This window comes from Glycomyces paridis (genome assembly GCF_004912155.1).
GTDB classification, from domain to species: domain Bacteria; phylum Actinomycetota; class Actinomycetes; order Mycobacteriales; family Micromonosporaceae; genus Glycomyces; species Glycomyces paridis.
In genome coordinates this window covers 46,408-69,925 of sequence record NZ_STGX01000018.1, presented here as the reverse complement: position 1 = coordinate 69,925, position 23,518 = coordinate 46,408, and the positions used below count along the sequence as shown (strand labels likewise).

Annotated in this window: 18 protein-coding genes; 8 read left to right on the top strand and 10 right to left on the bottom strand. The window is 66.8% G+C overall.

Annotation, left to right across the window (positions count from 1 at the left end):
- Nucleotides 1-6 precede the first annotated feature (6 nt).
- Genes E9998_RS21005 through E9998_RS20990 form a run of 4 tightly spaced genes read right to left on the bottom strand, consistent with a single transcriptional unit; the run spans nt 7 to nt 6,876 of the window.
- Complete coding sequence (locus E9998_RS21005) at nt 7-1,530, bottom strand: hypothetical protein (RefSeq protein ID WP_136531656.1); 1,524 nt, start codon at nt 1,528-1,530, stop codon at nt 7-9.
- The gene (locus tag E9998_RS21000) at nt 1,508-4,834 is read right to left on the bottom strand and encodes a DEAD/DEAH box helicase (RefSeq protein ID WP_136531655.1); all 3,327 of its coding nucleotides are present in this window, start codon (nt 4,832-4,834) and stop codon (nt 1,508-1,510) included. Before E9998_RS21000 ends, E9998_RS21005 begins: the two co-directional genes overlap by 23 nt.
- Before the next feature lie 6 nt (nt 4,835-4,840).
- Nucleotides 4,841-6,268, bottom strand: a complete 1,428-nt coding sequence (locus tag E9998_RS20995; RefSeq protein WP_136531654.1) for a protein kinase domain-containing protein — start codon at nt 6,266-6,268, stop codon at nt 4,841-4,843.
- Nucleotides 6,265-6,876 carry a vWA domain-containing protein gene (locus tag E9998_RS20990; RefSeq protein WP_158299918.1) on the bottom strand — a complete coding sequence of 204 codons (612 nt, stop codon included), beginning with the start codon at nt 6,874-6,876 and terminating at the stop codon, nt 6,265-6,267. Before E9998_RS20990 ends, E9998_RS20995 begins: the two co-directional genes overlap by 4 nt.
- Before the next feature lie 701 nt (nt 6,877-7,577).
- On the opposite strand from E9998_RS20990, the gene E9998_RS20985 reads away from it, so the two are divergent.
- From E9998_RS20985 to E9998_RS20950, 8 genes are all read left to right on the top strand, one after another.
- Nucleotides 7,578-8,582, top strand: a complete 1,005-nt coding sequence (locus E9998_RS20985; protein WP_136531652.1) for a hypothetical protein — start codon at nt 7,578-7,580, stop codon at nt 8,580-8,582.
- Nucleotides 8,583-8,726: 144 nt separating this feature from the next.
- Nucleotides 8,727-9,668 (top strand): hypothetical protein, encoded by a 942-nt coding sequence (locus E9998_RS25540; RefSeq protein ID WP_158299917.1) that lies wholly within the window; start codon nt 8,727-8,729, stop codon nt 9,666-9,668.
- 181 nt (nt 9,669-9,849) lie between these two features.
- Nucleotides 9,850-10,377 (top strand): helix-turn-helix domain-containing protein, encoded by a 528-nt coding sequence (locus tag E9998_RS27175; protein ID WP_158299916.1) that lies wholly within the window; start codon nt 9,850-9,852, stop codon nt 10,375-10,377.
- Nucleotides 10,374-11,915, top strand: a complete 1,542-nt coding sequence (locus E9998_RS20970; protein ID WP_136531650.1) for a TIGR02677 family protein — start codon at nt 10,374-10,376, stop codon at nt 11,913-11,915. The genes E9998_RS27175 and E9998_RS20970 overlap by 4 nt, the downstream gene beginning before the upstream one ends.
- Complete coding sequence (locus E9998_RS20965) at nt 11,912-13,231, top strand: DUF2398 family protein (RefSeq protein ID WP_136531649.1); 1,320 nt, start codon at nt 11,912-11,914, stop codon at nt 13,229-13,231. Before E9998_RS20970 ends, E9998_RS20965 begins: the two co-directional genes overlap by 4 nt.
- Before the next feature lie 11 nt (nt 13,232-13,242).
- Nucleotides 13,243-17,268 carry a TIGR02680 family protein gene (locus E9998_RS20960; RefSeq protein ID WP_158299915.1) on the top strand — a complete coding sequence of 1,342 codons (4,026 nt, stop codon included), beginning with the start codon at nt 13,243-13,245 and terminating at the stop codon, nt 17,266-17,268.
- On the top strand, nt 17,261-18,451 hold the full coding sequence (locus E9998_RS20955) for a TIGR02679 family protein (RefSeq protein ID WP_158299914.1): 1,191 nt from the start codon (nt 17,261-17,263) through the stop codon (nt 18,449-18,451). The genes E9998_RS20960 and E9998_RS20955 overlap by 8 nt, the downstream gene beginning before the upstream one ends.
- Before the next feature lie 86 nt (nt 18,452-18,537).
- Nucleotides 18,538-20,631, top strand: coding sequence for an AIPR family protein (locus E9998_RS20950; RefSeq protein ID WP_136531646.1), 2,094 nt, complete (start codon nt 18,538-18,540; stop codon nt 20,629-20,631).
- 6 nt (nt 20,632-20,637) lie between these two features.
- Here E9998_RS20950 and E9998_RS20945 read toward each other — a convergent pair whose 3' ends face one another.
- The 6 genes from E9998_RS20945 to E9998_RS20920 form a co-directional block, all read right to left on the bottom strand.
- Nucleotides 20,638-20,886: a hypothetical protein gene (locus E9998_RS20945; RefSeq protein WP_136531645.1), complete on the bottom strand. Its 249-nt coding sequence runs from the start codon at nt 20,884-20,886 to the stop codon at nt 20,638-20,640.
- An 86-nt stretch (nt 20,887-20,972) separates the two neighbouring features.
- Nucleotides 20,973-21,425, bottom strand: coding sequence for a hypothetical protein (locus E9998_RS20940; protein ID WP_136531644.1), 453 nt, complete (start codon nt 21,423-21,425; stop codon nt 20,973-20,975).
- Entirely contained in the window at nt 21,422-21,751 is a 330-nt protein-coding gene (locus E9998_RS20935) for a hypothetical protein (RefSeq protein ID WP_136531643.1), read from the bottom strand. The genes E9998_RS20940 and E9998_RS20935 overlap by 4 nt, the downstream gene beginning before the upstream one ends.
- 228 nt (nt 21,752-21,979) lie before the next feature.
- Nucleotides 21,980-22,261, bottom strand: a complete 282-nt coding sequence (locus tag E9998_RS20930; RefSeq protein WP_136531642.1) for a DUF397 domain-containing protein — start codon at nt 22,259-22,261, stop codon at nt 21,980-21,982.
- Nucleotides 22,262-22,391: 130 nt separating this feature from the next.
- Entirely contained in the window at nt 22,392-22,589 is a 198-nt protein-coding gene (locus E9998_RS20925; protein ID WP_136531641.1) for a DUF397 domain-containing protein, read from the bottom strand.
- A complete protein-coding gene (locus tag E9998_RS20920; RefSeq protein ID WP_136531640.1) occupies nt 22,586-23,434 on the bottom strand; it encodes a Scr1 family TA system antitoxin-like transcriptional regulator in 849 nt (282 codons plus the stop codon). The genes E9998_RS20925 and E9998_RS20920 overlap by 4 nt, the downstream gene beginning before the upstream one ends.
- Between the last annotated feature and the right edge of the window lie 84 nt (nt 23,435-23,518).

The following is a 23,518-nucleotide window of genomic DNA, read 5'->3' as shown; positions in this document are numbered from 1 at the left end:
TTCCTTTCAATCGGTGGTGAGTGCGTCTTCCGGCACAGGCACTTGCAGGGATGCCGCTGTGGTCTCGATGGCCAGGCGACGGGAGAGCTCGAGTTGCTCGATGGGGATCACGTCCTGAGAGCCATGCGCTGCTCTATTGCGAATCTTCGATGCGGCCGTCAGGTCCGACAGGAGGTTGGGCCTTCGAGCGGCGAGGCCGCTGAACGGGTGCTCTTGACCGTGCTCGGCGGCGGAGACGGCGAGGGCCGCAAGAAGCTCTGGAACATTCGACTTGTGCGGGTTCCGCAACGCCTCCCTGAGCCGCTTTTCCTTGTTGGAGACGCATTGGTATTCCTTGGGGTGCAGTTTGAGTTTTCGGCAGGCTTCGAGCAGTTGTTGCCAATCCCGGAGATGCTCTTGCCCACGCACGGGGTACCGGGCGGGGTGGTCGAGGACCATTTGTCGGAGGAGCAGCTCCTGGATCTGCCAGGCGGCCGTCGCCGCGATCCCTATCTGCGGCGACTGCGGTCCGGGTCTGCGAGCCAGTCGGCAATGCCAGTCCAGGACGGTGAGGAGTTCCACAAGTCGCCGATGCTCCCGGATCGAGGACCCGAACCACTGCTCGAAGCGCTCCTCGTACTGATGCTGCAACTGGTCGCTCAGCTTCTCGAACTCGGCGAAGAACGCTTCGAGCGGTCGGTTCATCAACAGCTCGATCGTCCGCCGGAGTGGAGGGAACTCGTCGCCGCGGGAGACGATCAGGTGCCGCAGCATCTGACTCGATTTGCCGCTGAAGGGGCTGAAGGCCAGCCAGGTCGAGGCGCCGGCGTCCCCGCCTTCGCTCTTGCCCGACAGCAGCAGAACCGCGACCGGTACATAGACCGGCTGCCCGGTGGTCACGAGAGAGACTCGGGTGGCGACCCGTTGCGGTGCCCTCTGATGCCATCTGCCTTCCCCTGTTCCGCGGGTGGCCGCCTGGCTGCCGAGCGACACGGCTTCGACGATGTCGTCGGCCGACGGCGTCTCGAAGGCCGTGTCCGGCGGTACCGGCACCACGATCGGTGTGATCGGCCTGGATTTGCCGGCGCTGGCAAGTTCCACTTCGGCGCGCTCTCGCGATGTCCATCTGGCGCCGACGAGGAGTGGCGACGGCACCGCCGCAGGCCACAGCACTCCGGTGAAGGGATCCTGGTATACGTGGGTGACGACCACTCGCTGCGGATCGAGGAACCCGTCGTCGAGCGCTTCCAACCCTTTCCGAGTGACCGCCCCGTGCTCGTCGAGGTAATTCGACGTCCTGAGCTCGTCCTGCACCAGCTGGGCGAATTCCGGCTCCAGCGCCAGGTGCGAGGCGAACTCAGGTACCTTGCGAACACCGGCCCTCGCGAGTCCGAGGATCGCCCGCTGGAACGGGTTCACGGCGGGGTCGTGGATCAACGGCGTCACGACCCGGTACTGCAACACAGGCCAGAGCACCCAGCGGTGCCTGCCGCGGAAGTCGATGCGGTCGGGGACAAGGACCGGGGTGTCAGTGTCGAATGCCGGTGCCATCGGGTCCCTCGCACAGTTCACGGAAGGCCACGAGCCCTTCGACGAGTGATCGGCCCCGATCGGCAGGGTCGACGGGGGCGCTCGCACGGCTTGCCATCTCGGCGTCGCCGATCGCGATCAGCAGGCGCCGTTGGCGGCTCATCGCGACGCACATGCGCTGATCGCTGGTCAGGTGCCCGTAACGGCGCTTCCCCAGCGGGTCGTCGATCGCGTCGTCCGGGATTCCGGAGCGGGTGACCGACAGCAGGACGACGTCGAACTCCATGCCTTGGAACGCATCGATGGTGCCGACCTTGAGTCGGGGCCGCGGCCGCTTCTCATCGGTCCATTGCATGGACGGCACTGGTCTGATCTCGTCCTCGTCATCGTGGGGTACCAGGAGCTGCGCAGCGAGCAGGGCCTTCTGAATTTCCGCTACCTGGGACTTGTAGAACGAGATGATGCCGAAGCTCATCTTGCGCTCGACGTCCTCCTCTGCCAGCGCCTTCAGTTCCTGGACGACGCGACGCGCTTCCCTCGGACGCATGAAGCTGTGCTTGTGCTTGGTCTCAGAGCCGTCGTTCGGGACGTCGATCCAGCCTGCGACCTTCCCCCGGTAGGCGTCGAAGCCGTGTGTGAGCGCACGGGTCGAATCGTGCGACCGCAATGTCGACTCCGGTTCGTAGAACACCCGGCTGACGAAGGCCCCGAGCGTCGGATGCATTCGGAACTGCTCGTCGAGGGTGATTCTCCGCTCCTGGGCGGCCTTGCCTTGGAACATGTCGAACCATCGTTGGAAGAGACTGGTGCGAAGGAGCGCGGTGTCGGCCACCTTCCCGGTCCGTTCGAGCTCGCGTTCCAGCTTCTGCTCCAGGACGTGCGGGAGCTGCTTGTGGTCTCCGACCAGGATGATGCGGTCTTTCGCGCAGGAGAGCGGGATCATCAGGTCGAGCGGGTTCGCCCGCGCCGCCTCGTCGACGACCACGGAGCCGAACACGGGCACCGGGGCCTCGACGACCAGGTGCATTGCACGAGAATCGGCTTGCTGGACCGTCGAGGCCAGGACCGAGTTGTAGCTTTGCAGGGTTCCCTGGATGAGTGCGAGGTCGCTGCTGAGGTCGTCGAGGTATGTCGCGAGGACACCGCTGATTCCCTCGGCGCCGCTCTGGACGGCGTTCTGGGTGGCCTCGAGGATGTCGTGAAGCAGTGCTTGGGCGTCGGGATCGCGGGCCGGCACGGCGGGCACCGACGTGTCGTCGGTCCCCAGTCTTCGCAGGATTCGAAGCTGCAGGGCCGCAAGGGCTTCCAAGAATCGAGGATCTGCCGGCGCAATCCGCTCGGATGCGGTCAGGAGTAGCGTATGTTCGTCCTCGTCCAGCTGTCCCGCTTCTTCGAGTTCCGGAAGGGCGTGGAGTGCGCGGTCGGGTCCGTCATCTGCGAAGGCCCCGAGGGAGGTCCGCAGTGATCGCGCCGCTCTGACCGCCGCCCGGTGCCGTGCGGCCAACAGTGTTGCAGCCGACTTGTTCCTCACGGCCGCTTGGGTTCTGACTTTGGTCAGTCGCTGTTTGAGCTGTGCGTCGAGCGCGCCGCCGGCCAGTCGTTGCGCGCGGTCGAGCAGTTCCTCGAGATCACCTGGGGTGGTGGGCGCCTGGTCGTAGCTCTCTACAAGTGATTGGAGCTCCGACAGTTGCCGGAGCCGTTCGACCTCCGGCAGCATTTCGGTCTGTTGCGCGACTCGGCCCGCGATGTCGTCGCGCAGCAGTCGTGCGCTCTGCCTGACCTTCTTCTCGTCGGAGTCGATTCGGGCGGGAGGCAGTCCTTTGTTGCGCGCCTTGCGCACGACGTTGTCGACGGCATCGTGCTGGAAACTCGTTACGAGCGTCCGGTTGAAGCCTCGGGCGGACTCGCCGACGGCGTCCAGACATCGCAGGAGCGCGGTGATGAACTGGGTCTTCCCGGTACCCGGTGGGCCTTGGACGACCACGATATCCGGAGTCCGCAAGGCGATTTTCAGCGCTTCCTCCTGCGATTCGGTCGGAGTCCCGCCGCCGAAGCTCTCCCGGATCACACGTTTCAGCACGCGTGCATAGGGCGACAGCGAGCGTGGAGTGGTCGGCGGCAGGTCGAGGCCCTCGATGAGCCTGGCCAGGTAGGGCATCTCCGCCGTACCGGACCAGATCCGCTCCCGTGCGGTCGCGCGCCGCTCTTGGCTGATCCGGCTGCCGGTGAGGGCGAGGAAGAGCACGCCGCTGAGGGGCGGATCGCCTCGACGGTGGTCGCTTCTCTTCGGCGGCGCCAGATTGACGGTCCATCCCGAGGGCCACGGGCGGCAGACGGTGCCGCGGACCGTGCGGCCGGCGCTGCCGCCGCCCGCGAGTTCCGGGGGGCCGTCCTCGGCCGCTTCGATCTCGATGGACTCGGTCTCCATTCTCCTGAGGCTGCGCATGAATCGCTCGGATTCACTGCCGCGTACGAGGGAGAAAGACCAGCTTCCGTCGGCGTTGGGCTTCCAGGTGTCGTATCTCGCCAAGCCGAGCTCCTCCGCTTCGGCGATGCGGACCTCGCGTTCGAGCTGGTCGTATGCGTGCCACAGCTGGATGTACGACCTCCCGTCCTCGAGCAGCCCGGTGAGGGCCGCCCGCAGCGATTCGGAGGATTCGGCCTGGGTGCTCGCGTCTACGAATCGCAGGCGGGCGTGTCCCAGTTTCGGCTTCGCGTTGCGTCGATGGCTCACTTCGAGGAGCCGCACGACCTGGTACCGGTCGTCCCTCCATGCGACATCGGCCGCCCATCGTTGTCCGAGCAGGGAGAAGCCGCGGTGCACCGTGGTGCCGTACTCCGAGGGGGAGCTGCTGAGCACGAATCGGATCCGGTCCGAGCCCCCCGTGGCGGGGAGGGTGAACGTCTTGGTCAGCCAGTCCCGCGCTTCACGGAAGGAGAGCTTCGGGACGCCCTCGATGTCGCAGATCCGGTCGATGACGGTGTCCCCGACACCGATGGGCACCGGCTCGTCCGGCATCGCTGCGCCCTCGAACAAGTGGGTGTGGACGAAGGCGGTGGTTCCTTCGACCTCCGCGGGCCAGGAGACCGCGTTCTCCTTCGCGTCCAGTACTCGCCGAAGCAGCCTGACGTCCGCGGCGTCGACTTCTGCGTCGACCGAGTGCGTGAGGTCCTGGCTGTGGACGCGCAGTCGGCGGTCCCCGGGGAGCGGACTATGGCGGAGTACTACTTCTGCGGTGTTCGTGCTGAACCAGGTCGGCGGGGGCTGTCGGAGCCTGAGCTGCAGCAGTTCCAGGCTCGCGAAGCCGAGTTCGTTCGCGTGCAAGTCCGTTCACGCCCTCTCGGCCTTGTACTTATGGAAGGACAGCATTCGGTGGACCTGATCGTCCTCGCCGAAATGCAGACGCCACTCCGAGCTGATCCGTTCGGTCGCGTTGGAGCGGGGCATGAGGCGCCGCCCGGCGCCACCGGAGGGCGGCACTCGGCGAAGGGGCACGTGACCGAGGTTCTCGATGTGTACCGTGTCGTCACCGTCCCAGCGCAGTCGGGCCGCCGGTGCCTCCGCTGATGCAGTGATCAACTGCGTATGGCGCTGCGTGGCGTTCACAGGCTGGTCTTTCAGCAGCACGATGCCTTCCTGCGAGTCGACGCGACCCGGCTCGCGTCCTTGCGGGCCGCGGTTGGCGGGGAGGTGCGTGCGGACCATGGCCAGGGCGAAATCCGGTCGCGCTGCGTCGCAGTAGGGACATCGGTTGCGGAGCATGTAGTAGGAGCCTCGGCAACCGGAACGCCCGCACGTCAAGGTCAGGTCCGCCGCGGCGTACAGCGCGTTCGCCCAGGCTCTGGCCGTCGGGCGCTTCAACGGTTCGTTGAGGCCGGCTTCGAACGCGTCCCGTAGGAGCCTCCTGATTCTGGCGATCAGGACCAGGTCCTCCGGGATGCCGCATTCCGAGCGATTGCGGTCGTCACCGCTGTGACCCGTCCACGGCAGCTCGCCGCACAGGGCCCGCCGCTCGTTCTCGACGGAGAGGTCGGCGAGGTCTCCGATGAGCGGATGGTCCGCGCGGAGAGCCTGGTGGACCAGGACCGCCAATGAGAAGACGTCGCTGAACTGCGAATTGCCGCTGCGGCCGTCGTACAGCTCGGGGGCCATGTACCGCGGCGTGCCGATCGCTCGTCCCAGCGCCGAGCTCTCCACGGCGATGTTGTCCGGATCGATGAGCCATACCTGATGGTGCTGCTGCGATGCCGAGACCAGGACGTTTCGAGGCGACAGGTCGCTGTAGACCATGCCACGGCCGTGCAGTACCGCGAGGACGTCGGCCAGTCGGGCCAGCAGCCGCAGCCGTCGTTCGAGGCCGCCTCCCGACAGGTACCACTCGACGAGGTCTCCTTCGGGCGCCTCGCAGAGAGGCTCCATGGATGCCATGTCGTCGAGCAGATCCATCGTGTAGCCCAGGTGGGGCGGTGCGAGCGACCTGATCGGTCGTGCGATCGGCAGGCCTTCCATCGGGAGCCAGCGAAGCCGGTCGAGTCGTTCGGCGAGCGTGTCTCCGAGCCCCTCGGTCTCCTCCCGCTGGTGAATGAGCTTGACCGCGAACCGGCTCTGTCTCACGCGGTATACGGATCCCTGGCCCCCGCTGCCGATGGGCCGGTCCTCCAGTTCGAGCGGGTGTCCGTCGCTGTCGGCGACGGTCGTGGGCCCCTGCGGAGCCGAGAGCGGTGGGTTGCGACGGGCACGGCCGTGGGCGGTGATCATGCGCGGTCGAAGTCCTCGAGATTCGGCGCCGCGAGGCCAGGGCGGAAGGTGCTGGTGACGGTGTCGGTGATCCAGCGGAACAGTTCGGGGAGCTCGGAGGCCTGATCGGCCCGCAGCACCCCGTATTCGGGCCCGCTGAACTGTGCGAGCACCTCTTCGGCGTCGGGTGTGCGGTCGGTGCCGATGCCCACGGAGATGCGCATCGCCTTGCCGCCGAGCCGATGGCCGAGCAACTCGTTCAGCGCAGGTTCCCAGTCGTCGGTCGGCACTCCGTCGGAGACGAGTATCAGCGCGGGCTCGAACGCACGCCCGGACACCGCTTCAGGGTCGTCCAGGATCTCCCGCGCGAGGTCGAATGCGGCGCCCATCGGTGTCCCGCCCCCGGCCTCCATCGCAGGCCAAACCGCCTCAGCGGCCGGTCCTACCGGTAGGTGCAGGCGCGCTTCGGCTCTGCCGAAGGCGATTGCGCCGACGTGAACCTGGCCTTGCACCGAGTCCATCTGCGCGAAGGCGGTGAACATCGACGCGATGCAGCGGTTGAGGACGCCGATCTTGTCCTCGAGCTGATTGGGGAGCATGCTGCCGCTGACGTCGGCAAGCACGATCACCGGGAGCGGACGAGGAGCGCGTCGACTCGTGGCGACCCGGAGCCTACGGGGGTCTGGTCTATCGGTCATGTCGTGGAATTGCCTTCCGGTGCATTCGGATTGCTGACCGAGAGGGCAGCCGTACAGAATTTCAAACTGATCGGTCCGTGTCAAGTTGCGAATTTCGGATTCACCCGTTGGTATGACTCGCGAGTTCATGTCGCCGGACATGAAATCGCAGCTCTGTCACCCAGAAAGCACTGTGATAGGTGTTGGGACTCGGCCCCGAGATTTGTCATCAGTCAGGCCGTCGATGGGACAACCTATGTTGAATACCACGGATCTCTTCGCACAGGAACAACCGCTCGGTGTCGGAAAGCTGACAGTCACTGACGGGTGCATGATATTTTTCAGATGAATCGGACATTGCTCGCCGGGAGAAACTCGAAGACGCCAAAGACGCTATTGCAACTCCAGTGCGCCTTCGTCGATCTGAGATGGCTGAGTGCGGCGATGGTGGATGCGTCCTCGGTTAGGCCGTTCGGATGACTGGCGGCATGCTCCTCGGGAGATTGCGCATCGTCATCGGATTGCTACGATCTGTATTCTCTTCATTCCTCACCCCTGGAGGATTCCCGATGGCGGCCAACCCCATCCCCGCGTGATTGCGGGGAGCCTGACACGGTTCAGGGCCATGTCGTCGTTGCTGAAAGGAACGAACGTTGTTCGACGCAGGACTCATCCTTGACGGAGTGCTCGCTCAGTTCCTCGTCGTGACTTTCCTTCTCGGGGCTGAATTCACTGTAGGCCTTGGGACAGTGTTTGCTGCTGCACGAATCCTTCCCGAAGCCGATAGCAGGTCTCCGAAGCGAGCCCCTGCCCTTGCGGTCGTCAGTGCTCACCTGGTTCGCGTTCTTACATCGATTGCAGCGCTTGTTCTGGTCCTGGTTCCGTTCGCGGTCGTACTCGTCATGGCAGGGAGGCACACCACCTCCACCACGTCGTCACCGTGGCTCTGGACCGCGACCGGCGTCGGCGGTCTCTTCGCGCTGCTCACATGGCTCTTCATCATCGGGGGCAAGGCCAAAGCCGCAAAGATCGTCGGCCGGGCCCTGACACTGCCGCGGATCGACTCCCTCGGTGGGAATGTTCGCGAGTTGCCGCGTGGGGATCGTGTGGCCGCGGATCGGCTCAGGTGGTCGGTCGGCAAGGCGCTGAATGAGATCGAGTTCATGTTCGGTTCTCGTCTCGAAGGCGACGAGAGTAAGCGCACTTTCGCCACGGTCATTCGTTTTCGCACGACGCTTCCCGGTGACCTGAGGTTGGCCGCATATCTGAACATGCTCAAGGTCTGGATCAGGTCTGACCGAGCTTCGGAACCGGCTGCCCAGGGCCTCATCGCCGCGGCGAGAGCGCTCGACCGCCACCGACGGGGCGGTTCAGTTCTCAAGACCGACTACCCAGAAGAAGCCAAGCAGGTGGCCCTGGACGCCGCAGCGGTGCTCATCTCTCCTTCGGACCAGGGCGCGTTGCGGCGGTTGTTCACCAGTGCCGAAGTGTGCGGGAGCGACGACCGGATACGGCCAGAACTGATTTCGGCCACCACCTTCGACTTTCGGAAACGCCTCAAGGTCCTCTCCGAGGTGATCGGGAGTGCGCAAGTGCTGATCGGGGCTATAGTCGCGATCGTTGCCGCGGTCATCACGCTGGTCTCAGTCTTCTCTTAGGTGGTTGCCGCACCTGATCGAGTTGGCCCATCTCCGTTACGAGGTCCTCGACGCTGTTGCGCGGCCGGGTTGGTCAGAGTCTCCTGTTGAACGATCCCGCGACGCGGAGATTCAGGTTTCGGCCGGAGCGAATACTCTTGCAGGATGGCATCACTCACGCCGGAGGACCGATTGCGACTGGCCCGGGAGATGGACGAGACCCGGCTTCGCATGTACCGCATGAACGTGCTCCGGGAGCGGCCGGGCATCGGCGCATGGGAGCTCAAGCGCGCCGTCCTGGAATGGATGGGCAACGGAGGCATCCAGGACTTCGGGGACTCCGGCGGCGAGCGCCCGAACGGGCTGGAGGCGGCCAAGGCGAACGGACTCGAGCGCTCCTATGCCCGCCTCGGCACCGTGTTCGACGGCACCGGTGCGCCTTGGTCGCTCGCCGGGAGCCTCGCGGTCTCGGCCCGAGTCGAACCGGTGTACATGACTCAGGCGAGCGTCGTCCTGGCCGTCGATGACGAGCAGGTCGCGCACGGCGTTCTCGACGGTCTGGAGGAGGCGGGGCTCCGCCTGCTCAGCGTCACCGACCAGATGTCGGTCAAGGACTGGGACCATGAGCACGGCCGCCCGGCCGACCCGGAGAACATCGAGATCGAGCACCACCCAAACGGACTGGTCGCCGGAGCCCGACTCGTCGACGAGACCGGAGACCGCGACCTCGAAGTGGACCTGATCTTCGCCGCCTCAGGCATCGAAGCCGAGATCACCGCCGCCGCCGAACCCTTGGAGATTCTTCCCGGACAAGGGTTCCGGGTCGCCCGCACCGGCCATCTCATCGCCTTGGCGCTCCTGTCACTCGGTGCCGCCGGCGGGCAGCCCCGGCCTGACCAGTTCGCCGTGATGGACGCCTTCGCTTCCGAGCAGGCATTCAGCGGCATCCGCGAGCGGGCCGACCTCACCGCGCTGACAGACGCGGCCACCGGCGAGGACTGGCGCCTCGCCTGGGAAGCGGTCGACCTCATGGCGAGCCGCAGCGCCACCGGATCACGCGATCTCCGCTCCGAACTGGCGGCATTCCTGGCCGAGTCCCAAAGCTGAGCTTCGCCATCGACGGCGGGTGCAGATGCTGAAAAGGCCCGGACCTGGTCTTGGGTTCTAGGAGTCGTTGTAACACCTTGATCTACAAGGGATTGCGATGGGCTTCCGGATCCGTGACGACCGGCGCAAGCCGCAGGGCCGCAAGAAGCTGGTAGCGGAGCGGCACGCTTTCCTGCAACTCATGTCTGAAGGCGTGAGCAGCGAGGAAGCATGCCGCATCGTTGGTGTCAACGAGCGGACCGGCCGCAGATGGCGTCACGGCCAGAAGTACGTGACACGATCGGGCACCGAGATCCGGTCGCTGGCCGGTACGGTGCGCCTCTCGGGCCCGGTCGCGACCGGCTCGGGCCGGTATCTGAGCGAGGCCGACCGGATCGCCATCGCCGACCGGCTGCGCGAGGGCGCCTCGATCCGCGCCATCGCCCGCGAGCTGGGCCGCGCTCCTTCCACGGTCAGCCGGGAGCGCCACCGCAACGCCCACCCGGCCTCGGGCGCCTACCGCCCACACGCCGCTCACGCCCGGTCCTTGGGGCGCCTTCGGCGCTCCAAGGACCGCCGCCTCGCCGCCGAGGGCGAGCTGCGCTCGTTCGTCCAGCAGCACCTGGACCTACGCTGGGCCGACTGCTGGCCACAAGACGACTTGAGACGCTGCTACCGTTGTTCTGGTTCGCCTCCCCTCTGTAATCAAAGGACCTCGATGCAGCGGTGACCGACTCTAGTTCCCTCGGCTTCGGCCTCGATGCGGTCGGCCTTGACGACCGCCTGCTGCTCTTCAGCTTCGCGACCGCTCCGGAACGGCAGGACTACCTCTGGGTGCTACGCGCTGTCGACATGGCGCGCGCCAGCTACCAGGTGGTCCTCTCCACTGACGCGGTCGCGAAATCTCTTGACGCGCTTGCTGAGCAGGACGACGCATGCCCACGTCCGGAAACGATCGAACTCGCCTCCCGCCTCGACGCACTCGTGGCCTGGCGGGTCCTCGACCGGACCCAGGACGCCACCCGCGCTGCGACACTGGCCGAGTTCCGCCGCAGACACTCGGTTTACCAGTTCACTGAAGCCGGCCACCGCGCTTACACCGCTGTCGAATCGGTCCTCGGCGCGCGGATGGACGATACTTCCCTCTCGAAGACCGTGTTCGCCGACTTGCTCGACGACCTCCGAGAACTCGCCACGGCCAACCGTGACGGCGACGGGCCGACGGTGCTGCGGCGGTTCAGGCGTATCGACCAGTCGCTCGCAGACGTAGCCGAACGTGCGGCCCGCTTCTACACGATGCTCGGCGACCTCACCCGCACCACCGAAGTGAACGCCGAGATCTTCCAAACCCACAAGGACGCGCTCATCACGCATCTGCGCGATTTCCACAACGAGCTCCAGCGCTACTCGCCCCTGCTCTACGAAGCCGCGACCGCCGTCGAGGCCGCAGGTATCGACCGCCTCGTCGAAACCGCCGCCGAACAGGACGACCGCCCCTTCGGCACCTACGCCGCCCGTCTCGCCGACTGGGCCCGCCGCTGGGAAGGCGTCAAGGCCTGGCTCGCACCGCCGTCCGTGGAACTCGGCAGTGAGGTCGACCGGCTCTCGCATGCCACGTTCAACGCGATCGCCGACATCACCGGCATGGTCCGCCAACTCGCCGACGCCCGCCGCGGCGGCGTCAGCCGCGAATCCCAACTGCGGCACCTCGCCGCCTGGTTCGCCGGCGCCCCGACCATGGACGCCGCGCACGCCCTGTTCGACGCGGCGTTCGACTTGAGCGGCCCGAGGCACGTCAACCGGACCTACGACGAACCCGAGGTCCATGCCACCGCCGCCTCCTGGTGGGACACCGACGCGATCGAACTCTCCAAGACCCTCCTCGAAACCGGGCGCTCGAACGCCAACCGCGACACGCGCGGAGCGAAGGTCAAGCGCGATGAGACCGAGCGCCGCAGAATGCGCGAGCACCAGGCGGCCATGGCCCGCAGAGAGACCGAGTCCGCACTGGCGATGGCGGATGAGGCACGGGACGACCTGGCCCGTGCGGTGCTCGACGAGCGCCAGTTCGCACTGCTCCTGAGCCTGCTCGACAAGGCCCTCGCCCAGCGGCGCGGACCGCTCGTCCGGCCCGTCTCAGCGGTCTCCCACGGAATCAAGGTGACCGTGTCGCCCTCCGACCATGACACCACGGTGACCGCCAAGACCGGTACGCTGCGCCTTGCCGGGCTCGCACTCGCGGTTGAGCGGACGGAGACGCGCCGGTGAACCGATACGCCGAGGACATCGCCGACTACCAGCTTGCCGACTACCAGCAGGCGGCACGGGCACTCCTGAAGCACCCCTTCATCTCCCGTGCTTTCCCGGACGAGAAGACCATCGGTCGCATCCGGCGCTTCTCAGCGACGCTCGCACTCGACATGCGCGAAGCGTTCGGCTACCAGCTGATCATCCGCGGCGACACCGCCCGCCTGCTCCGCGTCAAGGACCGGCTCGACCCGACCCAGCCCGCGCTCACCCGCACCGGTCGCCGATTCGGCCGCCGACAGTACGCCTACCTCTCACTGCTCACGGCCTTGCTGGCCCGCACGGGTATCCAAACCACGGTCCGCGACCTCGCCGGCCTGCTCAAAGCCGACGCCAACCGCATCGCGGGCCTCGGCTTCGACGACGACGACCACGAGCAGCGGCGCGCGTTCGTCGACACGGTGTCGTGGCTGGAGGAGCGCGGCGTCCTCCACACCGCTGACGGCTCCTCCGACGCGTGGCTGTCCGACCCCGATTCGCACGACGCCCTCTACGACGTCGACCGCGACGCCCTCTTCGCGCTGTGGCGCTCGCGCGTCATGCTCCAGACCGTCAGCGGCGTGCGCGAACTCCTTGGCGAACGGGTCGCCTCCGATTCGGAGTCGGTACTCCGCGAACGAGCCGGGCAGGCGGCCAGGCGCGCCCTCGTCGAGTCGCCCGTGGCCTATTTCGCCGAGCACCCCGAACCCGTCGTCAACTTCCTGCGCGGCCGCCCGATCGCCGACGACCTCGAACGCCTGACCGGCCTGGTCTTCGAACGCCGCCGTGAAGGCGTCCTCCTGGTCGACAACGCCAGACTCAGCGTTGAAGCGTTTCCCCGGGAAGGCGCGGTCGCGAACGCCGCCCTGCTCGTCCTCGTCGCCGCCTGCGACCTCCACATCGACCCCGACCGCGACACGGCCGAGCGCGACCTGCCCGCTTGGCGCGGTGAAGCGCTGGAACGCGCTATGGACGAGGCGATCCCGATCGAGACCCGGTTCGCCGCCGGCTCCGACGCGGCTCCCGACCCGGCACCGCCGGCGGAACCCGACACCATCGTCACGCGCCCTTATCTGGACGACCGGCAACTCCACGACGAGTTCATCGACATCATGCAGCGCTACCCCAAGAACTTCGGCCGCGACCACCACGCGGCCCCGATGCGGCTCCTGACCGAAGCCCTCGACCTTCTGGAGCGGTTCCGCCTCGTCCGCCGCGTCGAGGGCGGCATCGTGCTGGAGCCGCTGGCGGGCCGCTACCGGGACACCGTCTTCCGCAAGCGCTCTCGCGATCAATGAAAGGCCCGGACATGACACGCTTCGCACCCACGAGGGCCGGCATCATCGGGCTCTGGGATTACGCCGACGAGGAGTTCGTGTTCGCCGACGGCTGGCTGGTCTGGCGCGGCCCCAACGGGTCGGGCAAGACCAAGGCCCTCGAATCCCTCTTCCCGTTCCTGTTCGACGGGAACATCTCGCCCCGGCGGCTCAACCCGTTCGCGTCCGTCGACCGCACCATGAAGTCGAACCTCCTCTTCCGCGGCAAGGAGAACGGGCTCGGCTACGTGTGGATGGAGTTCTCCGACGGCGAGCGGCATCTCACCATAGGGATCGGTCTGCGCGCCAACAAGTTCCAGGACGCCGTCAAGCGCTGGCATTTCGTGGTCGAAGGCCGCGTCGGCGTCGACTTCGGCCTCATCACGACCGACGACCGGGTCTGCAACCGCAAGGAGCTCATCGCCCAGCTCCCCGAAGGGGCGGTGACCGACCAGGTCCGCGACTACCGCGACCGCGTCAACACCGCCCTGTTCAGTCTCGACCCCGAACGCTACGAGCAGATGATCGAGCTCATCCTGACGCTCCGCAGGCCTCAGCTCGCCAAGGAGCTCGACCCCGAGACCCTGTCCGACACCCTTTCGGCGGGGCTGCGCCCGATCGACGAGAAGCTCATCGCCGAGGCGGCGAAGTCCTTCGAAGACATGGAGGAAGTCGCCCGCACCCTCGCGAGCCTCCGCTCCGCCGACGAGCAGATCGACCGGTTCCTCACGCTCTACGGCACCTACGTCAGGGCGCACGCCAAGCTCGCGGTAGTGGCGGTGGACGCCCGACTCAGCGCCGTCGACGATGCACTTCGCGAGGAGACCGAGGCCGCACAGGAGGTCAGGGACGCTGCGAGGGAGCTGGCCGAACGCGAAGCGGAAGTCGAGACCGCCGACGACCAGCTGAGCGAACTCAAAGGGGCGCTCGAAGGACTCAAGGATTCCGACGCCTATCGGGACCGGCTCGAACTGGAGGACCTGCGAAAGACGGTGGACGGCCTGCGGGACCAGGCTGAGACGCTCGTCGGCCAAGCCGCCGACAGACGAGTCGACGCAGAGGAGGCGCAGGCCGAAGTCGAAGGCCTGGAGGAGGAAGTCGAGCGCGCAGCCGCTGAAGTCGCGCGCCAGGACACGGCCGTGGCAGCCTGCGCCGAACGGGCCGGGATGCCTTGGGAGGCCGAGCACGACCTCGACCGGCTCCGGCAGCGCGCGGGCGCGGCCATCGCCCAGCGCCGCTCCGACACCCAGAAGGTCGCATCGGCCGCTGCTGACAGCGACGCGGCCGACGCGAGAAGGGGCCGCGCCGAGACACAGATGGGCAGTGCCGCCGAAGCGCTCGACACCGCGGTCATGACGCTCAGGGCCGCCCATACGGCCGTGAACGTCGAACGGGAGGCCCTGGAGGAACGCGTACACGAGTGGGCGCGGGACTCCGCTGAGGCGCTCGGCGTCGACCTGCGAGCCGAAGTCCCCGACTGGGTCGCCGATGCCGACGTCGAATCCGCGCCGAAGCTACGGGACCTGGCGGTCGACCGCACCCGTCGGCACCGCAAGACCATCGAGGACCGCAAGCACCACGCCTCGGTCGAACTCGCCGGCATCCGGCAGGTGATCGAGAAGAAGCAGACCGAGGCCGAAGCGGTCCGGAACGAGCATGACGACGCGCCGAAACCGCCCGAATGGAGAGACCGCTCGCGTCCTGGCCGTGCCGGTGCGCCACTGTGGCAGTCGGTCCGCTTCAAGGAAGGCGTGGACGATGCCGAGGCCGCGGCGATCGAAGCCGCGCTGGAGGCCGCCGGCTTCCTGGACGCCTGGATCGGCGACATGGCCGACGCCTCGGATTCGGCCGTGCGGGCACTGCCCGTGTCGCAGCGGCCCGCCGCACCGGTGCTCGCCGACTACCTCGAATGCGAAGACGAGACCGCGGCAGCCGCGGTCGGTCCCATGCTCGACTCCATCGCCGTCCGTCCGACCTCCGATGCTGCCGCCTACTCCGTTGTGGGGGTGAACGGGCGGTTCACGCACGGCTCCTTGGCGGGCAGGGCCCGCAAGGCCTCCCCCGAGTACATCGGCGCGACGTTCCGGCAGCGGCGCAGGGAGCAGCGGCTCCGCGAACTCGAAATCGAGATCGGCGAGTTGAACGGCAAGGCCGACGTGCTGCGAGACCAGATCGGCGACTGCGACACCGCGCTCAGCGCACTCGACCAGGCGCTCAGGTCGATGCCCGCGGTGAGGGACCTGGTCAAGGCCTTCGGTGATGTCGCCTCCCGAGAGGTGGTCGTAGCCGAGCGCAGGGGAGACCTCGACCGCGCCCAGACCGAGCTCGACGAAGCCGTATCGGCCCAGCTCGCCGCTGTTCAGCGCCTGGCGGAGGCCGAGCGCACCTGCGCACTCGTCCGCTCGGACATCGAGAAGGTGAGCAACGCGTTGTCCGACTTCATGATCGAAGTCAACAACCTGAACACCGCCCTCAAGGCCCGGACCGGCCTCGATGGCCGACTCGGCACGCAGCGTGGCAGAGCAACCCGAATCATGCAGTCGGCGGCTGAGGTCGCCTCCAAAGCCGCCGGAGCGCAAGAAAAGTGGAAGGCCGAGAACGCGCGCTTGCAATCCATCCAGCAGAATCTCGACGCTGAAGCTTCGGACATCTTCGATCGGATCGAGGACACCAACCGCAAGATCGAGCACGCCGAAAAGGCCGTCAAGGGCGCAGCCAAGCGCCAGGAGGAGGCAGCCAAGGCTGAAGGCCGCGCCGAGCAGAAGGCGGAGGGCGCCGAAGAGAAGAGCCGCACCGCGATCGGCGAAGCTCGCGCGGCGAGCTACGCCCTGCGCCCGTTCTGCGAAGACGACCTGCTCGGCATTCTCGAATGCGCCGGACACCGCTGGCCCGCCACGGACGAGGACCCCGGCGCTGCGGTACTGCCTGCCGCCGTCACCGAACTCCTGGACGACCTGCGCCGCGCCACGCAGCCCGTCCAGGCCAGCGAGAACAGCGCCAAGGGGACCACCACCCGCGTCAACAACGCCCTCCAGGAGATCATGGCGCAGCTCCCGGCGACCGGGCTCGACCATCACGTCCGCTGGGACTCCCCGCTCGGCGTCATCACCGTCGAAGTCGACACCGACGAGGGCCGCCGTCCCATCGGCCGCTACGCGTCCTGGCTGCACGAACAGCACCTGGAGCAGGCGCAACTGCTGACCGAGCGGGAGCAGCACGTCCTCGAAGACGCGCTCCTCACCTCCCTTACCGGCCAGATCCACCACCGCAACCTCGAATCCAAAGACCTCGTCGAGAAGATGGACGACGCGATGCGCACCCGCAAGACCTCCTCCGGCCTGCGCCTGACCGTTTCATGGCGGCTCGACGAGAACCTCCCGCAGGCCGAGCGCGCCCTCTACGCGCTCTTCGACGGCGCCCCCGCCCGCCTGTCAACCCAGATGGGGGAGATCCGCAAGTACTTCGCCGACAAGATCAAGCAGGAGCGCGCCCGATCAAAGGCCGAGACGACCTATCGCGAACTCCTCGCCGACGTCCTCGACTACCGCAATTGGCGCAAGTTCAAGTTCACGCTCCTGCGTGCCGGAGGCGCGCGCCAGGAACTGACGAAGAAGGCGCACTCGGGCCTCTCCGGCGGGGAGCAGTCGGTCGCGCTGCACCTGCCGCTGTTCGCCGCCGCGAACGCCGTTTTCGGCTCCGCCGCGGCTCATGCGCCGCGCCTGATCGGCCTCGACGAAGCGTTCGCCGGCGTGGACGACAAGGGCTGCGGCGAGCTGATGAGCCTTGCTGCCGAGTTCGACCTGCACCTGGTCATGACCGGCTACGACCTGTGGGCGACCTATCCCGATGTGCGCGGTGCCGCCCACTACACGCTCGGCCACGACGACGCGACCGCTGTCGTCTCCTCGCTCCTCATGGTGTGGAACGGTGCCGAGCAGTCCGAGGTCTACGACTTCGACGGGTCCCTCGCCGAGGCACTTGGTTCTCCCGGTACTCGGCAGGTGCCCGCGCATGAGTGAACTCGGCCCCGAGTGGCAGCGAATCCTGAAAGCCGCGGCCGCCGCAATGGAACGCGAGAGCGCGACGTTCTCGATCTCGGAACCCGGCACCGCCGAACGGCATCTCATCAGCGGCATCACCGGCAAGCATCGCCTGGCAGCAGCCAAGACGATCCGGCTCCCCATCGCTGACCTCGACTCCTACGTCCAGCTCGCCTTCGCGAAGAACCTCACCGCCTTGATCCTCAGCGAGCTCGGCATCGAGATCGGAGCGGCCCGCCGCCGACGCGCCGAACGAGCCGCGGCGATTGACCGGATCACTGCCGATGCCACTGGTTCGCGTCTCGCCGAGTTCGAGTGGTTCCACGCCTGGCTCACCGCGCTTCGTGCGAATGGCGTCCTGGCTGAACTCGCCGACTCGAGTACGGGCCTCGGCGCTTTGATCGCCGTTCTTGAAGCGCTTCCCGCCGCCGACGAGCCCCTGCCCGTCATCAGCGAGCGGCTTCTCGGCGACACGAAAGCCCTCGCCTCTGGCCGGGCGCGCACCATGCTGCTGCGCGCACTGGCCGCCTGGCGCGAGGTCGAGTACCCGGTGGACTCCGAGTCCGAGCGCGAACTACTCGAATGGACAGGGATCGTCTCTGACGACATCGCCAGTCAGGTCCTGGTGCTCAACCTGCCGATCGAAGGCGGTCCCGTGGGCGACTGGATGCGCGCGGCCCGCGGCATCCCGTTCCGCCTCACGCTTCAGCAACTGCGGCGAGAACCCGTCACTGTGGCCGCCCCGGTCATCCACGTCGTCGAGAACCCCTCCATCGTCCGCGCCGCCACCGATGCCCTCGGCGCTGACTGTCCGCCCCTGGTGTGTTCCGAAGGTGTCCCGTCCGCGGCGCTCTACCGCCTCCTCGGAGCCGCACCAGGCGCTCGTATCCGCTGGCGGGCCGACTTCGATTGGACCGGCCTGCGCATCGTCCGCCGCGGCCTGGAGCGCTTCCCGAACGCCGAACCCTGGCGAATGTTCACCACCGACTACCGCACCGGCACCCCGGGCATCGCGCTGCGCGGCAACCCCACCGAAGCTCCGTGGGACCCCGCCCTGAGCCCCGCCATGGAAACCCAGGGCACAGCGGTCATGGAAGAAAGCCTCCTCCCGGCGCTGCTGAACGACCTGCGAACCGGTGATCCCGGCTCAGCTCGCCAGTGACCTGACCGCCTCATTCGGGGGATTGCGGATCGTCACGGAGTTGCTACGATACGAGATCCCGCACCCCTCGTCCCTGGAGGACTCCCATGGCGGTCAACCAGATCCACGTCGACCACATCCGTCGTTATCTCGATGCGAAACTCGGCCCCCACATCGGCCTCGACGACGTCGCGCACTTCCCCGAACCGCGCCGCGACGAATCCCGCCGTAGCCGGTCCCTCGCCGCCCTCGCCGTCCAGTACCTCACCGAGTGCTCGGAGACTGACGCCGCCATGAGCGTCATCGACGGCCAGGACGACAACGGCATCGACGCCATTGCCTTCGACATCGATGCTGCCCACCTCTACCTCGTCCAAGCAAAATGGAGTGAGCAGGGGAAGGCCAGCCTCACGCTCGACGCCGCCGCGAAGCTCAACGAGGGACTCCGGCTCATCACTGAGCACCGCCACGAGGTCTTCAACTCCCGCTACCAGGAACTACGTGAATTCGTCGAGTCCGTGGTCAATGAACCGCGCTTCAAGGTCACCGTGGCGTTCGTCCTCATGGGCGATTCGAACATCGACGCCAAGGCAGCCCGCCCGATCGCCGACACCGTCGCCGAACTCAACGCCGTCCACGACTGCGCCCGAATCTCCTTCCTCCGCCTGCCCGACATCCACCGTCTCGTCGTCGACGGCATCCACAGCCGCCCCGTCGACCTCAAGATCCGCATGGAGAACAGCGCCCGCGTCGACCACCCCCACCTCGCCTACTACGGCTGCGCTTCCGCCGACGAGATTGCGACTTGGTACGGAGAGCACGGGGACCGGCTGTTCGACAAGAACCTTCGTGACGCCCTCCCGGGGAGCGCCGTCAATGCCGGCATCCAGCGCACCCTCGACTCCGAGCCGGAGAACTTCTGGTACTTCAACAACGGCATCACCGTGCTGTGCAACAAGATCGAACGCTCCGGGCACGGTGCTCTCCGCAACTCCGGCCCCGCCGACCTCCTGCTCGAAGGCGCCTCCGTCGTCAACGGCGCCCAGACCGTCTCGACCATCTGGAAAGCCGTCCAGGCGAACCCGGAGAACGCCGGCACCGCCATGGTCTGGATCCGCGCGATCCAGCTCGAAGACGACCGCTTCGCCGAGCGCGTCACCGAGACCAACAACACCCAGAACGCCGTCGACCTCCGCGACTTCGCCGCCCAGGACCAGACGCAGCGCCGCCTCCGCGACGACTTCAAGTCCCTGGAACTCAACTACATCATCAAACGAGGCGACCACCGCGACCTCGACCCCGAGAAGGGCTTCACCATCGAGGACGCCACGATCGCCCTCGCCGCCGGTGCCCGCGACACCGACATCGTCGTCGACGCTCACCTGGACCCGAACAAGCTCTGGCAGCGCGAGGACGGCGGCCGGTACAACCAACTCTTCCCCTCGCGCATCAAGGAGATCCGAATCTGGCGCACCGTTCGCCTCTACCGGCTGGCGAGCCGCAGGATCGAGGAGCGCAAGGCCAACCTGGAGAAGCGGGGTCGGGGTTTCGCGACGAACCTCGGATACCTGGTGATCCACGTTGCGCTGCGGGCGCTCCTCGACGAACGCATTGAGAACCCCGACAAGAACTGGGAGCGCGACGTCCTGCCGCGAGTCCGCGACACCACCGACCGCGCCCTGGACTTCATGATCGACGAGGCCGACCGCGAATACGGCAACTACTTCCCGGCCTCGCTCGCCAACAACTACCAGAAATGCCGCGACCTGGCCCGAGCCGCCTCCGCGTACCTCTCCACCGATGCGCCCGCCCCCGTCCTCCCCGCCGAATACCTCGGCAATGTCGCGAAGCCGAAGAACGAGAACGCCGTCCGTACCATCTACAGCTACGAAGCCATCGAACCGGGTACGAGGCTCGACTTCCGGGCCCGCAGCGACCGCGAGGCAAAGCTGTTGAACCACTGGCTCAGCGCCGACCCGACCCGACGCTTCGCCACCTGGGAACACGCGAAGTCCAAGGCGCTCAAATGGGAGTACGACGGCCAGACCTACGCCGCCACCGGCCTGGTCGACAAGATCTGGTTCGAGGCGACCGGCAAGAAGCGGTCCGCGGTGCAGGGCACTCTCTACTGGTTCGTCGCCGAACGGGGTTCCCTCGTCGACATCGCCGACCAGATCCGCAAGGACCTCGACAACTCCTGACACGGCCTACAACTCGGATCGCGCCTCGAACAACCCGATCGCCGCATCGAGAATCCGATCGGCCCGGTTCTCGTACCCGAGCCAGTCCAGGTGATCGGGCTGCGCTATGAACGCCGGCTCGGCTCGCCCGAAGACCGCGGTGCCGATCCGCCGCGGCTCGACCTCGCGGAAATCCGCGAGGACCGTATCGGAGAGCCTCGACCAGACCAGGTCGACAGCCAGACCGTCGACATCGATGCACCCCAGCGTCACCATGCAAGAGGAACGGACCGGCCGCCGCTGCGGGTCAGCAGTGCTGGCGGCGGCGGCCGGCCCCGCCGGAAGGCGATCGTGTCGAGCGTTCAATCGACGGCCTTTTCGGCGTTCGGGCGGCAGCGGGGACACCAGGCGCGGTCGTGGAGGTGACGGCCCGGCGTGTACTGCCACCCTGCCGCCTCTGCCCGGCGCGCCATCTCCCCGTACCCGGAGGCGAGGAGACGGACGACGCTCGGGCAGAGGCGGCAGGACACCGTGACGCGACGCCGGGACCCCACCAAGTCCGGGCCGTCGACGGTGTCGGAGTGAGGCTTCTCGAAGACGACGGCCCGATACCCGACGTTTGGCTGGTTCGACGCGGCCGCGGCGGCGATGGGAACCGTCACCTCGGCCGCCGCGGCCGCGTCAGGGGGAGCGGACGGCGCGCCGTGGCCGCCGTCCCCGGATCCGCTGTCGCCACCATCGACGGCGGAGCCCATGAGTTGCGGAAGTCGAAGCGCGAATGCGCTGCGCGACAGGAGATCGGCGAACTCGCTCACGGCCAGACCCTCTCGCCGCGGAACCCGTCCCGGTCGCGAGCGACTTCAAACCGCTCATCGATCGCCGCGAAGACCAGAACTTTGATCTCATGCTTCCACTCGGCCGGGTTCGACGACCAGAGGCGCCCTTGCCACCGGATGAGCCGCCGAGACGGTTCCAGCGGCCAGCAGACCACCGCGATCTCCGGGCCCTCGTCGTGATGCAGGCGAACGGCGACACGGTGGCCGCCGGCGCTGGCGCGGAGGACGAAGGTCGTGCCCGCGGCGTTCAGGATCTCGCCGTACACGCGTCCGGGCTCAAGCGGTGGCCGCTCGCTTCGTGTCATCCCGCACGCTCCTCGAAGCCGACGATTAGTCGCTAATGGATGGACACCATTTGTGGTGTTCCAATGCGACAAGCTTAAGAGCAGCGCAAACACACGGACAAGGATTGATTCTGGCGAGCGAGTTCGTCGGACTTGCCGGATTCACAAATGGGGTGGACAGAACGGACCGGCTGTTTTGTCCGCAAAGAATGTCCCGACGAACGCGTGGGAATCGGTCGAGTGGAGCGATTATTCCTGGCCGGGCCCGGCGCGCTGGGCATCTTCGACGAGCACGCTGAGGTCGAGCTCGCCGTCCCGGACGCCGCCGACGAACGCCTCCCACTCCTCGGGGGTGTAGATCAGGATCGTGCCGCCAGGGGCGTCGGCGCGGCGCATGGCCACGAGGCCGTCTGCGGCGAAGCCGATCTCAAGCTCGCCGGGGGTGCCGTCATCGGAGTCGGGCTGGACCCAGCGGGCGGCGTCGATGTCGAACCGCCCCTTGAGGAGATGCTCTCGAATCTGCTCGCTCATATAGGTCCTTCTGTTTTCTGTCGGGGATGCGATCGGCGGCGGACAGTGGTCCCCGCCGCCGAATCGCTCGATGGTGCTGGTTCTTGGTGAACGACGGCGCTCTTGCCTCCACGCAGGGCCGTCTCGGTCACTACTGTTCCGGGGCGTCCTTCACCCACGCCAATAGGCCGCGGTAGCTGCCTGCGCTGATCGTGAGGATGGGGCGATCATCGGCCAGTTTGCTGTCGGACACCTGCGGGGTCTCGCCGTTGAGGCGGACTTCAACGCATTGGTTGTCCTGGTTGTTGCCGCTGCGGCTGGACTTGCGCCACGGCCCGATTCCGGTCATTTCAGGAAGTCCTCCAGTTCGATCGAGTGGCCTGAAGCCACCTTGAGGCCACCGGTGAAGAACTTACCTCGCGTCGAGTCCGCAGAGACGAACCCCGAACCCCGTGGAGACTCAACATGGATCACGGTCTCCTCGCCGCCGTCGTACTCCATCAAATTGAGGCCCCACCGCTGCAATTCATAGAGTCCGGCTGAGAAAGGGATCACGCGGACGTCGGCGAACGGCATGGCAGCGATCTTGCGGAGGTCGGCGATGATCTCGGCCTTCTCTGGGCCGAGATCGAGGGTCAGTGTGGCTTCGCCCATGATGACGAGTGCCGGACGTTCCGATTCAATCCAGCGCTCACGCCGCTCCATGCGGAACTCAAGACGCCCATCCCAGTCGGGATCCTCTCCGATATTGACCTTCGTAGTGCCTCTGATCAGCCGATAGTAGGCGGGGCCCTGGATAAGAGAGGGAATCAGAGAGAACGAGTGGAACGCCAGGTAGGAGGCATTGTCCTCGCACTGCTGGTAGAACCAGCCGTTGTCGTCCAGAGCGCTCGCGTACTCGCGGCACCAGTCATTCGCTCTGGCCGCCTTCACGAGGTTCGCCATGTGGTCCGTGAGTGGGGGAGGAGTCCGGTAGAAGTTCGCCAGCGCGAGCACCGTACCGAGCTTGACTCCACGATACCGACCGGACTCCAAGCGACCCAGGGTCTTCGCCGAGCAGATGTCGCGCGGGATCTCGGTCTTGTCGTAGCCGCGAGGGTGGTACTCCCTCGGCCGGGTCCGCTCTGAGATGAGTTGACGGGCCAGTTCCATGAGCGGGGGCGGACCGGGAGTCTCTTCGTCGCTTTCCGTCATGTGGAGGAATTGTAGATAGGGTGAGAAGGTCGTTACAAGATCGCCCATGGCGCCGTACGCGTGTCGGAATGTGTCGGATATCCG